The sequence below is a fragment of the Cellulosimicrobium sp. 4261 genome, assembly GCF_040546915.1.
Classification (GTDB): domain Bacteria; phylum Actinomycetota; class Actinomycetes; order Actinomycetales; family Cellulomonadaceae; genus Cellulosimicrobium; species Cellulosimicrobium cinnabarinum.
The window spans coordinates 13,923-27,785 of record NZ_JBEPOQ010000011.1 but is presented as its reverse complement, the minus strand read 5'-3'; the positions used below and the strand labels follow the sequence as shown (position 1 = coordinate 27,785).

The 13,863-nt window shown below is 74.9% G+C and carries 10 protein-coding genes; 5 read left to right on the top strand and 5 right to left on the bottom strand.

Going from position 1 to position 13,863, the window contains the following annotated elements:
* Positions 1 to 17 precede the first annotated feature (17 nt).
* On the bottom strand, positions 18 to 4,820 hold the full coding sequence (gene hrpA, locus ABIE39_RS13885) for an ATP-dependent RNA helicase HrpA (protein ID WP_502914871.1): 4,803 nt from the start codon (positions 4,818 to 4,820) through the stop codon (positions 18 to 20).
* A gap of 108 nt (positions 4,821 to 4,928) precedes the next feature.
* Between hrpA and ABIE39_RS13880 the strand changes: the two genes are divergently transcribed.
* Complete coding sequence (locus tag ABIE39_RS13880; RefSeq protein ID WP_354052198.1) at positions 4,929 to 5,216, top strand: FitA-like ribbon-helix-helix domain-containing protein; 288 nt, start codon at positions 4,929 to 4,931, stop codon at positions 5,214 to 5,216.
* Positions 5,213 to 5,641: a type II toxin-antitoxin system VapC family toxin gene (locus tag ABIE39_RS13875; RefSeq protein WP_043659461.1), complete on the top strand. Its 429-nt coding sequence runs from the start codon at positions 5,213 to 5,215 to the stop codon at positions 5,639 to 5,641. The genes ABIE39_RS13880 and ABIE39_RS13875 overlap by 4 nt, the downstream gene beginning before the upstream one ends.
* Positions 5,642 to 5,743: 102 nt before the next feature.
* Here ABIE39_RS13875 and ABIE39_RS13870 read toward each other — a convergent pair whose 3' ends face one another.
* Positions 5,744 to 6,694 carry a helix-turn-helix transcriptional regulator gene (locus ABIE39_RS13870; RefSeq protein ID WP_354052196.1) on the bottom strand — a complete coding sequence of 317 codons (951 nt, stop codon included), beginning with the start codon at positions 6,692 to 6,694 and terminating at the stop codon, positions 5,744 to 5,746.
* Between the two features lie 138 nt (positions 6,695 to 6,832).
* Here ABIE39_RS13870 and ABIE39_RS13865 point away from each other — a divergent pair, with 138 nt between their 5' ends.
* From ABIE39_RS13865 to ABIE39_RS13855, 3 genes are all read left to right on the top strand, one after another.
* The gene (locus ABIE39_RS13865; protein WP_175009758.1) at positions 6,833 to 7,972 is read left to right on the top strand and encodes an alpha/beta fold hydrolase; all 1,140 of its coding nucleotides are present in this window, start codon (positions 6,833 to 6,835) and stop codon (positions 7,970 to 7,972) included.
* 105 nt (positions 7,973 to 8,077) lie between these two features.
* A complete protein-coding gene (locus ABIE39_RS13860; protein ID WP_354052194.1) occupies positions 8,078 to 8,965 on the top strand; it encodes a siderophore-interacting protein in 888 nt (295 codons plus the stop codon).
* 149 nt (positions 8,966 to 9,114) lie between these two features.
* Complete coding sequence (locus ABIE39_RS13855; RefSeq protein WP_354052192.1) at positions 9,115 to 10,170, top strand: NAD-dependent epimerase/dehydratase family protein; 1,056 nt, start codon at positions 9,115 to 9,117, stop codon at positions 10,168 to 10,170.
* A 143-nt stretch (positions 10,171 to 10,313) separates the two neighbouring features.
* Here the strand turns inward: ABIE39_RS13855 and ABIE39_RS13850 are convergent, their stop codons facing one another.
* The 3 genes from ABIE39_RS13850 to ABIE39_RS13840 all read right to left on the bottom strand — a co-directional run bounded on the left by ABIE39_RS13850 (position 10,314) and on the right by ABIE39_RS13840 (position 13,729).
* Positions 10,314 to 11,405 (bottom strand): LLM class flavin-dependent oxidoreductase, encoded by a 1,092-nt coding sequence (locus ABIE39_RS13850; protein ID WP_354052190.1) that lies wholly within the window; start codon positions 11,403 to 11,405, stop codon positions 10,314 to 10,316.
* 195 nt (positions 11,406 to 11,600) lie between these two features.
* Complete coding sequence (locus ABIE39_RS13845) at positions 11,601 to 11,900, bottom strand: DUF4190 domain-containing protein (RefSeq protein WP_175009754.1); 300 nt, start codon at positions 11,898 to 11,900, stop codon at positions 11,601 to 11,603.
* A 170-nt stretch (positions 11,901 to 12,070) separates the two neighbouring features.
* A complete protein-coding gene (locus ABIE39_RS13840) occupies positions 12,071 to 13,729 on the bottom strand; it encodes a bifunctional phosphatase PAP2/diacylglycerol kinase family protein (RefSeq protein WP_354052188.1) in 1,659 nt (552 codons plus the stop codon).
* Positions 13,730 to 13,863: the final 134 nt, after the last annotated feature.

Sequence of the window (13,863 nt, the reverse complement as noted above, 5' to 3'; positions counted from 1 at the left end):
CCGCTCGCCGCCCCGCCTCACCAGCCGTCGGGCGCGAGGAGCTTGCGGATGCGCTTCTCGCTCACCGGGCCGTCGGTGCCGAGCTGCTGCGCGAACAGCGACACGCGCAGCTCCTCGATGAGCCACCGCACCTCGGCCCGGTCGGCGGCGCGGACCGGGTCGGCCGGGCCCTGCGCGGAGGCGGCGCGGGCGCGCTGGTACGCGTCCTCGACGTCGTGCACGCGCCACGCGAGCTCGGCGTCGCGGTTCGGGTTCGACTGCGCCTTCTCCAGCCGGTACGACGCCGCTCGCAGGTAGCGCGTGAGGTGCGGCAGGCGCCGCGGCGGGGTCTGCGAGACGAAGCCGTCGTGGATCAGGCCCGCCGCCTGGTCGCGCAGGTCCGTGAGCGTGTTGAGCAGCGCGAGGCTGTTCGACGCGCGGATCTCCGCGTCGAGGTTCCGTGACGCGGTGAGGGCGGCGACCACGTGCCCGACCACCTGGTGCACGTGCTCCTCCAGGTGCGCGCGGACGAACGTGCGCGCGGCCGCGTAGGCCTGGGCGTCGCGGATCGTCGCGGCGTCCGGCTGCGCGCCGTGGGGCCCGCTGCCTCCGCTCGTCAGCGCGATCACCGCGGCGAGCTGCAGGTCCGCGACGAGCGCGTCCGTGTTCCGGTACGGGCCGGCGGCCAACGTGAGGGACTGCGTCCCGTTCCACCGGCTCGTGATGCGCCCCGTCTGGAGCGCCGTCTCGGCCAGCAGCAGCCGCCGCACGCCCCGCGCGTGCTCGCGTGCCTGAGCGGTCGCGTCGGCCAGGACGCGCAGCGCGACGACCGGCTTCCCCTTCGCGTCCTGCTCCTCGACGACCGCCGGGTACCCGCGCACCACGACCCCACCCCCGAGGTCGGTCGACACCGTCGCGGGCAGCTCGCCGTTCGGCAGCCCGTCGGGCCACGTGGTGAGCCCGCTCTGCTCGGTGACGAGCACGCTCGTGGTCGGGCTCGCAGCGCGCTCTCCATGCCGCTCCGGCGAGCCGGTGGCCGCGGCCGACCGCCCGCCGTCGGGCGCCGTGGTCCGTCCCTCGGCCCCGGGTGAGCCGGACGCGGAGGCGGGGGAGGTGGCGTCGGATGCGGAGGGCGTGGCGGGGCTGGCGGGAGCGCCGTGAGGAACGAGCGGCGCGGAGGGTAGCCCGAGCACCGACGCCCCCTCCGCCGCCGAACCCGACCCCGCGACCGCCGCGCCCGACCCGGAGACGGAACTCGACGCCGCCTCGCGCAGCGCCGCACCCACCGCGCCCTTGACCGCCGCGCGGACCGCGGCCTGGTTCTGGGCGGCGAGACGGCGCTGGAGCACGAGGAGGTCCTTCGACTCGTCGAGCACGACGGAACCGCCGCGGCCTCGGGCGTCCTCGACCCGGAACGTCATGCGCAGGTGCGCGGGCAGGCGTGCCTCCTGCTCGGGGCCCCACGCGTCGTCGGGGATGACGACGTCGCGCAGCGCCCGCACGGCGCGCGTGAACGCGACGTGGAACGGCTCGGCCATGTCGCCCGCGCGGGCCATGTCCTCCCAGGCGGGCGTGTGCTGGCGGAGCCAGGCGACGACGTCGCGCGCGACGTCCGGCGCCGGCACGAGCTGGACGCGGACCGGCTTGGGCAGCGAGCGGATCGTGGCGGTGGCGAGCTCGTCGAGGAGTCCGGGCACCATCCAGTCGAACCCGTCGGGGACGACGCGGTTGAGCACGGAGATCGGGACGTGCACGGTCACGCCGTCGGCCTCGGTCCCGGGCTGGAACTGGTAGGTGAGCGGGAGCGTGAGCTCGCCCTGGGGCCAGGTCTCCGGGAACTGCGACGTGTCGACCTGCTCGGCGTCGGGCACGAGCTGTTCGAGCGTGAAGGTGAGCAGGTCGGGGTCGCGGCGCTGCGCCGTCTTCCACCAGCGGTCGAAGTGCGCGGCGGAGACGACGTCGTCGGGCACGCGCTCGTCGTAGAAGTCGAACAGCACGTCGTCGTCGACGACGAGCCCGCGCTGGCGCGAGCGCGCCTCGAGCTCCTCCGCCTCGGCGAGGAGCTTCCGGTTGTCGTGGAAGAACCGGTGGTGCGTCGTCCACTCGCCCTGCACGAGCGCGTGCCGCACGAACATCTCGCGCGCGGCCTCGGGGTCGACCTTCGCGTAGAGGACCTTGCGGTCCGCGACGATCGGCACGCCGTACAGCAGCACCTTCTCGGTGGCGATCGCCGCGCCGCGCTTGGTCGACCAGTGCGGCTCGGAGTACGTGCGCCGCGCGAGGTCGCCGGCGAGGTCCTCGGCCCACTCGGGCTGGATCCGGGCGACGTCGCGCGCCCACAGCCGCGACGTCTCGACGAGCTCGCCCGCCATGATCCACGCCGGCGGCTTCTTGCTGAGCGGCGAGCCGGGGAAGATCGCGAACCGCGCGCCGCGCGCGCCGGTGTACTCGTTGCGGGCCTGCTTCTGCGCGCGCCGCAGCGCCTTGGCGCGGGCCTCGCCCTTGAGGTGCGCGACCGACGAGGCCTTCACCTCGCCCGTGTCCTGCATCCCGATCTGGGACAGCAGGCCGGACAGCAGCGCCTTGTGGATCGTGTCGCCGTCCCAGGCGCGCTTGTAGGCCTGGGTGTCGGGGGTTGCGTCCGCGGTGGGGACGGCGTCGGTGCTCGGGGCTGCCGCGCCGTCGCCATGGTCGTCCGGCCGGGAGTTCACGAGCGCGGCTTGACGCTCTCTCGCATCCGACGCCGCCCCCACCGCTCGGCCTGCACCTCGCCGCGCGTCGTCAGCGGCCGCGCCGCGTGAGCGCGGCTTGTAGGACATGTCGATGCCGAGGGGCTTGGACATCTCGCGGAGCTGGGCGACGACGTCCTGCCACTCGCGGATGCGCAGGAAGTTGAGGTACTCGGCCTTGCACAGGCGGCGGAAGGCCGACGACGAGAGCTCGTGCTGCTGCTCGCGGACGTACTCCCAGACGTTGAGGTAGGTGAGGAAGTCGGAGTGCGGGTCGGTGAAGCGCGCGTGCGCCTGGTCGGCCTGGGCGCGGACCTCGGCGGGGCGCTCGCGCGGGTCCTGGATCGACATGACGGCGGCGATGATCGCGACCTCGCGCGCGACGCCGAGCCTCGAGCCCTCCCAGATCATGCGGGCGAGGCGCGGGTCCATGGGGAGCTGCGCGAGCACGCGCCCGACCTCGGTGAGGCGGGTGACGCCGTCGGACGTGGCGAGGGCACCGAGCTCGGTGAGGAGCTGGACGCCGTCGCGCACGGCTCGGGTGTCCGGGGGCTCGACGAACGGGAAGCGCGCGACCTCGTCGGGGGTCTCGACGACGCCGACGGAGATCATCTGGAGCAGCACCGACGCGAGGGAGGTGCGCAGGATCTCCGGCTCGGTGAACTCGGGCCGGGAGAGGAAGTCGTCCTCGGAGTAGAGGCGCACCGCGATGCCGTCGGCGACACGGCCGGAGCGGCCGGAGCGCTGGTTCGCGCTCGCCTGCGAGACGGGCTCGATGGGCAGGCGCTGGACCTTCGTCGCCTTGGAGTAGCGCGAGATGCGGGCCGTGCCGGGGTCGACGACGTAGTGGATGCCCGGCACCGTGAGCGACGTCTCGGCGACGTTCGTCGCGAGCACGATGCGCCGCGAGGAGTGCGCCTGGAACACGCGGTGCTGCTCGGCGGACGACAGCCGCGCGTACAGCGGCAGGATCTCGACGCGCTGCGGGTGCTTCGGGTCGGTGACGCGGTCCTTGAGGTGCCCGGTGAGCGCGTCGGCGGCGTCGTGGATCTCGCGCTCGCCGGAGAGGAACACGAGGATGTCGCCCGGCCCCTCGCGCATGAGCTCGTCGCACGCGTCGACGATGCCGGTCACGAGGTCCTTCTCCTCGGCGCCGGCGCGAGCCTTCGCCTTCCCGGAGCCGGAGCCGGGGTCGACGTCGGGGGACAGCGGCCGGTACCGGATCTCGACCGGGTAGGTGCGGCCGGACACCTCGACGACGGGCGCGGCGTCGGGCAGCGCGTCGACCACGTACTCCGGCGCGCCGCCGAGCTGGGCGAGGTGCGCGGGGGAGAAGTGCTGCGCGAAGCGCGCGGAGTCGATCGTCGCCGACGTGATGATCAGCGTGAGGTCGGGGCGGCGCGGCAGGAGCCGCGCGAGGTAGCCGAGCAGGAAGTCGATGTTGAGCGACCGCTCGTGCGCCTCGTCGACGATGATCGTGTCGTAGGCGAGGAGCTCCGGGTCGCGCTGGATCTGCGCGAGCAGGATGCCGTCCGTCATGACCTTGACGAGCGTGTCCTCGCTGGAGGTGTCGGTGAAGCGCACCTGGTACCCGACGACGCCCCCCAGCTCCGTGCCGAGCTCCTCCGCGATGCGCTCGGCGACCGTGCGCGCGGCGATGCGGCGGGGCTGCGTGTGCCCGACCTGACCCGTGCGGCCACGGCCCAGCTCGAGTGCGATCTTGGGGAGCTGCGTCGTCTTCCCGGAGCCCGTCTCGCCCGCGACGATGACGACCTGGTGGTCCCGGATCGCGGCGGCGATGTCCGCGCGTCGGGCGCTGACCGGGAGCTGCTCGGGGTACGTGATGGGCGGGACCGTCACGCTCTCGCGCGCCTGCGCGGCCCGCTCGAGCTGCGCCCGGCTCACCTGCCGCGGGCCCGACGTCGTCCGCTCGCCGCGCCCGCGCCGCGTCGGCGACGTGGTCGTCGAGGTGCCCGACGCCGCGCGCTCGCCCCGGCCGCGACCGCGGCGGTTCCCGCGGCGTCGGCGGCCCTCGCGCGGGGTGCCCTCGGCGGCGCCGTCCCGCTGGGGAGGGCGCGCGTCAGGCTGGTTCGCTGCGGGCTCGGTGCTCACGACGGTCCATTCTCTCAACCTCTCGCAACTCCATTGCTCTCGAGGAGGAGCCGACCCTGGCGGACCGTGCTGTCACTTTGCTAGCGTCGTGCGTGGGAGGTGGTCCAGGTGGCGACGCTGACGATCCGAGGGCTCGGCGACGACGTGCGCGAACGACTGCGGGTGCGGGCGGCGGAGCACGGGCGGTCCATGGAGGCGGAGGTGCGCGAGATCCTCACGTCCGCGGTGACGGCGCCGAGCGGGCTGGAACGGGGGCTGGGCACCTTCATCCACAGGTCGTTCGCGGACGCCGGGCTGGCGGTCGAGCTCGACCTTCCCGCGCGCTCGGAGCACGGCCGGGTCGTCGACCTCTCCGACGAACCGGGCACGCCGGACCGGGAGACCGCGGACACGTGATCGTCCTCGACACGAACGTGCTGTCCGAGGTGATCCGCCCGGTGCCCGAGGCTCGCGTGCTCCGCTGGCTCGACGCGCAGGCTCCGGAGGTGCTGTCGATCACGGCGGTCACCGTCGGCGAGATCGTCCACGGGGTGGCGCGGCTGCCCGAAGGGCAGCGCCGCGACCGCCTCGCCGCGCTCGTCGAGGAGCACGTCACCACGACCTTCTCGGGCCGGGTGCTCCCGTACGACGCCGACGCCGCGCGCGTCGGGGGTACGCTCCTCGCGCTCCGCGAGCGAGCGGGCCGGCCGATGAGCCTGGCCGACGCGCAGATCGCCGCGATCAGCCGTGTGCACGACGCGACGCTCGCGACGCGCAACGTCCGCGACTTCGCCGGTACCGGCGTGGCCGTCGTCGACCCCTGGGACCCGGCTCTGTCCTGACCGTCGCCCTTGACCGGCGCCGAGCACGGGATCAGCGACGGTATTCGTCGAGAAGAGGTCGCCAGCCCCGTGCTCGACGGCGACCGGGTGGGGCGGGGTGGGTCACGGCGGGGTTGCGCGGGCGTAGCGGGTCGCCAGGGTGCGCACGTGGTCGACGAGAGCCTGCGGTTCTGTCACGTGGAAGTCGAGGCCCAGCATCCCGACCCACACCGCGACGACCTCGACGCTGTCGCCGCCGGTGACGAGGACGCAGCGGTCGTCGGCGAGCGGCTCGACCGTGCCGACCGTCGGGTTGATGCGCCGTAGCACCTCGTCGGCGGGCGCGTCCACGACGATCCGGGCGTGCACGGCCCAGCCCGCGCGCGCGACCTCCCGGACGACGAGCTCGGTCAGGTCTCCGGGGAAGTCCACCGGCGCGAACCGCCGCCCGCCCGGCACGCGCAGCACGAGCCAGTCGACGCGGTACGGAGCCCACGCGCCCGTCGTCGGGTCGCGGGCCACGAGGAACCAGCGGCGCTGCCACGCGACGAGGCGGTACGGCTCCAGCTCGAGCGGCTCGTCGCGGTAGAAGCAGCGCAGGCCCTGGTGGTCGCGCACGGCGTCCGCCAGGGCGGTCAGGGTGTCCGGGTCGACGACCGGGTCCTCGACGTTCGAGTCCGTGTTCGCGGGGCCGGCGGCGCTCGCGGACCGCAGCGCGGCGAGCCGACGGCGCAGGCGGTCCGGCATGACCTGCTCCAGCTTCGCGAGCGCGGAGGCCCCGGACTCCTCGAAGCCGGCGGTGCCGGTCGCGGCCCGCAGCCCGACGGCGACCGCGACGGCCTCGGAGTCGTCGAGCAGGAGCGGGGGGAGCCGGGCCCCGGCGCCGAGCCGGTAGCGGCCGCCCGGGCCGCGCACGGCGTCGACGGGGTAGCCGAGCTCGCGCAGCCGGGCGACGTCGTTGCGGACCGTGCGGTCGCTGACGTCCAGGCGTTCGGCGAGCTCGGCGCCCGACCAGTCGGGGCGCGACTGAAGAAGGCCGAGCAGCGCGAGCATACGGGCCGAGGTGGAGGCCACGGGTCCCTCCTGGGGTCGCCGGACGACGGGAGAACTCCTCCGAGCACGGTCAGAATAACGGAAGGAAGCGTTCCTGAACCCTCCCTAGAGTCGATACCAGAGCAGGGCACGAGGCCCCGCCCGACCGAGGAGACCACCATGACCGCGTCGCACCTCTCCCCGTCCCTCGAGCACCGCCCGTTCTCCGTCGCCGTCCCGCAGGCCGACCTCGACGACCTCCGGTCCCGGCTCGAGCGGACCCGGTTCGCGCCCGCCGCTCCCGGCGACTCCTGGGACTACGGGACGCCCGAGTCCTACCTGCGCGACATGGTCGGGCGCTGGACCGCGTTCGACTGGAGGGCCGTCGAGGACCGAGTCAACGCGTACCCGGGCTTCCGCACCCAGATCGACGGCCAGCCGATCCACTACCTCCACGTGCGCTCGCGGCACGACGACGCGACGCCGCTGCTGCTCGCGCACACCTACCCGGGCTCGTTCCTCGACTTCCTCGACATGATCGACCCGCTCGTCGACCCCGTCGCGCACGGCGGCCGACCCGAGGACGCGTTCCACCTCGTGATCCCGTCCATGCCGGGCTTCGGCTTCTCCACCCCGGTCGTCGGGGACACGGACTGGACGATGGCGCGCGTCGCCCGCGCCTACGACGTGCTCATGCGCGACCTCGGCTACGCCTCCTACGGGATCCACGGGAGCGACGGCGGCGCGATGGTCGGCCGCGAGCTCGCGGTCCTCGACCCCGAGGGCTTCCTCGGCGCCCACGTGCTCCAGCTCTTCTCCTTCCCGTCCGGCGCTCCCGGCGAGATGGACGGCTTCGGAGAGAAGGAGCTCGCCGCGCTCGGGCACCTCCAGTGGTTCCAGTCCGTGGGCGCGTACAACACGATGAACGCGTCGCGGCCGCAGACGATGGCCGCGGGCCTCGCCGACTCGCCCGTCGCCGTCCTCGCCTACCACGAGCTGTTCGAGAGCTTCGGCAACGGGACGAGCCTCGTGAGCGCCGACCAGGTGCTCGCCCAGGCGACGCTCTACTGGCTGACCAACTCCTACCCGACCGCCGTGCGCTACCACTACGCGGAGCAGCGCTCCGGTGCGGAGCCGGTCGTGAGCCAGGGCCGGATCGGCGTCGCCGTCTTCGCCGACGACTTCCAGACGATCCGCGCGTTCGCCGAGCGCGACAACGCCCGGATCGAGCACTGGTCCGAGCACCCGCGCGGTGGTCACTACGCGGCGCTCGAGGTCCCGCTCGACGTCGTCGCCGACCTCCGGGTCTTCTTCGCCTGACGCCCGCGACCGTCGAGAACGGGGTACCGCGCGCTCGACCACGACGTCGCCGTCGTCATCGGCCGGATGACGACGGCGACGTCGTGCTCGGCGCAGAATGGGGCGGTGTTCTCCCGACCCGTGACCCGCCTCGACCTCGTCCCGCGCCGCGTCCGCGTCCACGCCGTCCGGGAGGCGTCCGGCGCGCTGCGCCGCATCACGTTCCGCGACGCCGTCCCGGCCGCGCCCGACGACGGACGGCCGAGCGAGGCCTCGCTCGCGACGTTGCGCGTCCCGGGCCCCGACGACCACGTCAAGGTGTTCCTCCCGGACCCGGCCACCGGCGTCCTGCACGCCCCGACGCTCACGGACGACGGCGCCCTCCAGCGCCCGACGGGCGTCGTCTCGATCTCCCGCGAGCTGACCGTCAGGGCGACGCGGACCGTCGACGGGGCCGCCGAGGTCGACGTCGACTGGGTGCTCCACGGCGGTACCGACCCGGGCGCGCCGCCCACCGGCGAGGGCGGGCCGGCGTCGGCCTGGGCGGCACGGGCGACGGTGGGCGGCGAGGTCGTGCTCGCCGGCCCGACGACGAGCCGCGCCGTGCCGGACGGCGTCGGGCGGCTCCTGCTCGTCGGGGACGAGACGGGCCTGCCGGCGCTCGCGCGCTGGGTGGAGGCGGTCGGGGCCGACGTGCCGGTGACCGCGATCGTGGAGATCGGCGACGACGTCGACGAGGCGTTCGTCGAGGACGAGCTCGGGCGCGCGACGACCGAGCTCCTCTACCGCACCGACGGGCCGGGGCAGCTCGCCGAGGCCGTCCGCGCGCTCGGCCCGCTCGACGCCGACGAGTACGTGTTCGCCGCGGGCGAGGCGACCGACCTCGTCGCGGTCCGCCGCGCGCTGCGCGGCTCCGGGGCGCGGCCCGACCAGCTCGCCGTCCACGGCTACTGGCGCCGCGGCGTCGTCAACCTCGACCCCGAGGCACCCCTGGACCCGACCGACCCCGACTGACCCCAAGCCCTTCGGGTCGGGTCGTGCGGGTCAGGATGTCTGGCCAGCACGTGCAGCGGAAGGCTCTCGGGTGTCCCGAGATCTTCGGCGGACGTCTGCGGGCGGCGTAACGGGCTGCAAGCGGACCGACGGCGCGCCACAGTGGGCGCATGACCCGACTCCTCGTGCTCGGCGGCTCCGACTTCGTGGGGCGCGCCGTCGTCGACGACGCCCTCGCCCGCGGCTGGGACGTCACCGTCCTCAACCGCGGCACCACGCCCGTGCCCGACGGCGTCCGGCAGCTCGTGGGCGACCGCACCCGGTCCGACGGCCTGGACGCGTTGCTCGCGGACGACGTCCCGCAGAAGTGGGACGTCGTCGTCGACACGTGGTCCTGGGCGCCGACGGCGGCGCGCGACGCGGCCCGGCTCCTCGCCGGCCGGGTGCCCGGTGACGACCGGTACGTCTACGTGTCGTCGCGCTCGGTGTACCCGTTCCCGCGGCCGCGCGGAGCCGACGAGACGTCGGAGCTCGTCGACGGCGACCCGGACGACACGACGTCCGACGACTACGCGCGCGCCAAGCGCGGCGCCGAGATCGCCGTGACCGACGCGCTCGGCGACCGGGCGATCCTGCTGCGCGCGGGCCTGATCCTCGGGCCGCGCGAGAACGTGGGCCGCCTGCCGTGGTGGCTGCGGCGCGTCGCCCGTGGCGGCCCGGTGCTCGCCCCTGGGCCCGCCGACCTGCCGCTGCAGTACGTCGACGCGCGCGACCTCGCCGCGTTCGCGCTCGACGCGGCGCTCGCGGGCGCCTCCGGGCCGGTCGACGTCGTCAGCGCGCCCGGGCACACGACCATGGGCGAGCTGCTCGCGGCGTGCGTCGACGCGACCGCCGCCGACGCGGCGGCGGCAGGCGACCCGCCCGCCGAGCTCGTGTGGGTCGACCCGGAGGTCGTCCTCGAGGCCGGGATCGAGCCGTGGACCCAGCTCCCGATCTGGCTGCCGCCGGGCGAGCTGCACGACGCGCTGCACGGTTCCGACACGTCGCGCGCGGCGGCGCTCGGCCTGCGCCCGCGCGACGTGCGCGAGACGGTGCGCGACACCTGGGCGTGGCTCCGCGCCCTCGACGCCGCGGGAGAGGCGACGCCGCAGCGCACGGACCGCCCCGCCGTCGGGCTCCCGCCGGACCTCGAGGCCGCCGCGCTGCGCGCCGCCGGCCGCGGCTGAGGCGCCGACGCGCCGACCCGCCGACGTCGAGCACGAGCCTCCCCTCAGCCGAACACGACGTTGCTGTCGTTCTCGCCCCGATGGCGACAGCAACATCGTGTTCGGCGAGGGGCTGGGCCGCGCAGCGGTCGGGCCGGTGGGGGTCAGCTCTCCGCGAGGAGCTCGCGGACGCGCGGGATCACCTGGGTGCCGTAGAGCTCGATGCTGCGCAGCATCGTCGAGTGGGGGAGCGTGCCGGTCGAGTACTTGAGGTCGAACCGGCCCGCGCCGAGGAGGCGGACGGTGCGGGCGATCTTGCGGGCCACGGTCTCGGGCGAGCCGACGTAGAGCGAGCCGTCGCGCACGTCGTGGGCGAACCGTCCGCGGTGGTAGGCGGGCCAGCCGCGCTCGCGCCCGATGCGGTTGTTCATCGCCGCGAAGTGCTCGTAGACCTCCTCCTGGGCCTGCTCGTCGGTCGCGGCGACGTGGCCCGGCGAGTGCACGCCGATCGGCAGCACGGGCGTGCCGAGCTCGTCCACCGCGCGGTGGTAGAGGTCCACGTAGGGACGGAACCGCTCGGGCTCGCCGCCGATGATCGCGAGCATGAGGCCCAGCCCGTGCCGCGCGGTCCGCACGACCGACTCGGGCGAGCCGCCGACCCCGACCCACGTGCGCAGGCGCCCGCTCTCGGTCTTGGGCCAGACCTCCTGGTCGGCGAGCCCGGCGCGCGTCGTGCCCGACCAGGTGACCGGGCCCTCGTCGAGCAGGTGGACGAACAGGTCGAGCTTCTCCTCGAACAGCACCCCGTAGTCGGCGAGGTCGTAGCCGAACAGCGGGAACGACTCGATGAACGACCCGCGCCCGAGGATGACCTCCGCACGCCCGCCGGACAGCGCGTCGAGCGTCGAGAACCGCTCGAAGACGCGCACCGGGTCGTCGGAGCTGAGCACGGTCACCGCGGAGCCGAGGCGGATCCGCGACGTCCGCGTCGCGATCCCGGCGAGCACCACCTCGGGAGCGCTGATGGCGAAGTCCGCGCGGTGGTGCTCCCCGACGCCGAAGAAGTCGACGCCGACCTGGTCCGCGAGCTCCGCCTCCTCGACGACGTCGCGGATCGTGCGCGCCCCGCTGAGCAGCACGCCGTCCGGCCCGGCGGTCACGTCGCCGAAGGTGTCGAGCCCGAGCTCGACCGTCGCGGGGTCCGGTGCGGCTGTCGCGCGCTCGGCGGGGATCGGGGAGGTCGTCTCGTCGGTCATGATCTGCTCCTGCGGTCGGGCGACCGTCGGGGGACCGGTGCTCTCACCGGCGGCGCGGTCGTGCGCCGTCTCAACCGTGCCCGGCCCGCGGATCTTCCGCGACCCGTGCGCGAGCGGCCCCGGCGGGGACGACGACGGCCGCCGCCCCGGGTGGGACGACGGCCGTCGGTGCCGCGCCGGCGGACCGGCGGGACGTCAGTACGTCGCGACGTCGCCGCTCGCGACGAGCGCCGCGATGGCAGCGACGTAGATGATGACGCCGATCACCCAGAGCACGGTGAAGACGATGCTGAGGATGAGGCCCCACTTGGCGAGCTGGTTGTCGAAGCCCGCCTCCTTGCTCTTCTTGCGCGCGATCGCGCTGACGACGATGCCCGCGACCGCGAAGACGAACGCGAGGACGAAGCCGACGATGCCGAGGGTCTTGCCCGGGTCCTCGATCGGGGCCGAGTAGCCGGCGGGGGCCTGCGGAGCGGCGGGGTACTGCTGGGCCATGGTTCTTCTGCTTTCTGGTGGGGCCGACGTGGTCGAGTCCGGACGGGGCGCGGACGGGGTGCCGTCCGCGCGACTGCGGGGCTCATTGTGGGGCATCGCGCATGTGCCTGAACAGGGGGAGTTCTCCCCGGCTGCCGTGAAAGAGAGGCATACCGGACACAGTGGACGGATCAACCCGCCGTCGGGTCGCTCGGGGCGTAGAGGCGCAGCGCACCGCGTCGCATGGTGAGACGCACCGTGACCGGCCCGTCGGGTGCGACGTCGTCGAGGGAGAGCGTCTCGCCGTCGTGCGCCAGCACCACGGGCGGCGACCCGGGGTGCCCGTGCTCGGTGTCGGGATCGCGGCGCGTCGTGACGGCCTCACCGTCGGGGCCCACGACCGCGCCGCGCGCGGGGAAGCGGAGCTCGAGCGCCGGGACCGACGTCGCGTCCACCACGAGGTGCCCGCGCACCCCGGGCACGCGCCGCGCGACGCGCGTCCCCGCGTCGCCCGCGGCGACCTCGAGGAACGTGCGCAGCCGGCTCGCGCGCCGCTCGGCCCGGGCCGTGCGGACGTCGAGCACGCCGTCGTCGAGGCGGTGCCGCTCGACCGGCGCGAGGCTCTGCGGGTAGTAGCGGTTCACGCCGGCGAACAGCGACCAGTACTCGCCCTCGTGCCCGTCGACGGTCATGCGCACGCGGTGCGCGCGCCGCAGCACGCGTGCCGCTGCGAGGACGGCGGCCGGCCACTTGCCCAGCCGGTGCTCGTGCTTCTCGCGCTCGGTGACGAGCTCCGGGTAGACGCCGGCCGAGAACGTGTTGAGCACCGTGCGGGGCGGCCCCTCGACCCCGTCGACCTCGAGGTCCGCGACGTCGATCGTCACGCCCGAACCGGTGCGGACCGCCTCGATCGTCGCGCGCATCGACGTGAGGTCGGCCGCGCGCGCGAAGTGGTTGAGGGTGCCGCCGGGGAGCACGGCGAGCGGGAGGTCGTGCGCGCGCGCCGCCGCGGCCGCGGTCGACACCGTGCCGTCGCCGCCGCTGATGCCGAACGCGCGGGCGCCCTGCGCGGCGGCGTCGTCGTACAGGCGACGGAGGTCGTCGCCCTCGGTGAGGACGTGGACGTCGGCGCGCGAGAGCCCGTCGCGGACCGCCGCGAGCGGGTCCTCCTTGATCAGCCGGCCCGAGCCCGCCGCCGGGTTGACGACGACGAAGAGGCCGGCGCCGTCGTCGAGCGCGGGGACGTCCGCGCGGGGGCCGGCCGGGACGTCGGGGCGCTGCTCGGCGCGCCCGGGGACGAGCACGCGCCCGGCGAGCGCCACTCCGACGCCCAGCGCCGCGCCCGCGGCGACGTCCGAGAACCAGTGCGAGCCCGTGTGCAGGCGCGAGTACAGGACGAGCCCGGCGAGCGGCGTGAGCGCCAGCCCGACCGTCGGCCACTCGATCGCGACGCCCGTGACGAACGCGGCGGCCGACGCCGAGTGACCCGAGGGGAACGAGGGCGACGTCGGCGGGTCCGCCACGCGACGCCACAGCGGGAGGCCGTCGAGCGACGGGCGGACGCCCCCGAACACGGTCTTGCCGACGACGTTCGCGAGGACGCTCGACACGAGCAGCGAGCCGTAGCCGCGCAGGGCGGCGTCGCGCCCGCGCCGCCCGGTGGCGGCGATCCCGACGGCGGCCCCGGCCCACAGCACGCTGTGGTCGGCCCACGTCGAGAGCCGCGAGAGCGCGGTGTCGGCGGCGGGCCCCAGCGCGCGGCGGTTCGTCCAGCGGTTCACCGCGCGGTCGAGGCGGGCGACGCCGGGGAGCGCCTCGTGCGGCTTGACGATCCCGGTGACACGAGGCATCTCGCCATCGTAGGAAGGGCGGTCGGGGACCGCGCGGCGACGGCGCCCCGCGACCCCCTGAGATCGGCCCGTGAGCCGCGACGGCGGCCCTCCGAGGGTCGATCCCGACCGCGCGGGTCGACCTCGTGATCGGG

Bases quoted from the DNA above. Each gene is read 5' to 3' on its own strand.
- ABIE39_RS13865 (WP_175009758.1), top strand. From the start codon at position 6,833: ATGACCGCGTCGCACCTCTCCCCGTCCCTCGAGCACCGCCCGTTCTCC.
- ABIE39_RS13855 (WP_354052192.1), top strand. From the start codon at position 9,115: ATGACCCGACTCCTCGTGCTCGGCGGCTCCGACTTCGTGGGGCGCGCC.
- ABIE39_RS13850 (WP_354052190.1), bottom strand. From the start codon at position 11,405: ATGACCGACGAGACGACCTCCCCGATCCCCGCCGAGCGCGCGACAGCC.
- ABIE39_RS13845 (WP_175009754.1), bottom strand. From the start codon at position 11,900: ATGGCCCAGCAGTACCCCGCCGCTCCGCAGGCCCCCGCCGGCTACTCG.
- ABIE39_RS13840 (WP_354052188.1), bottom strand. From the start codon at position 13,729: ATGCCTCGTGTCACCGGGATCGTCAAGCCGCACGAGGCGCTCCCCGGC.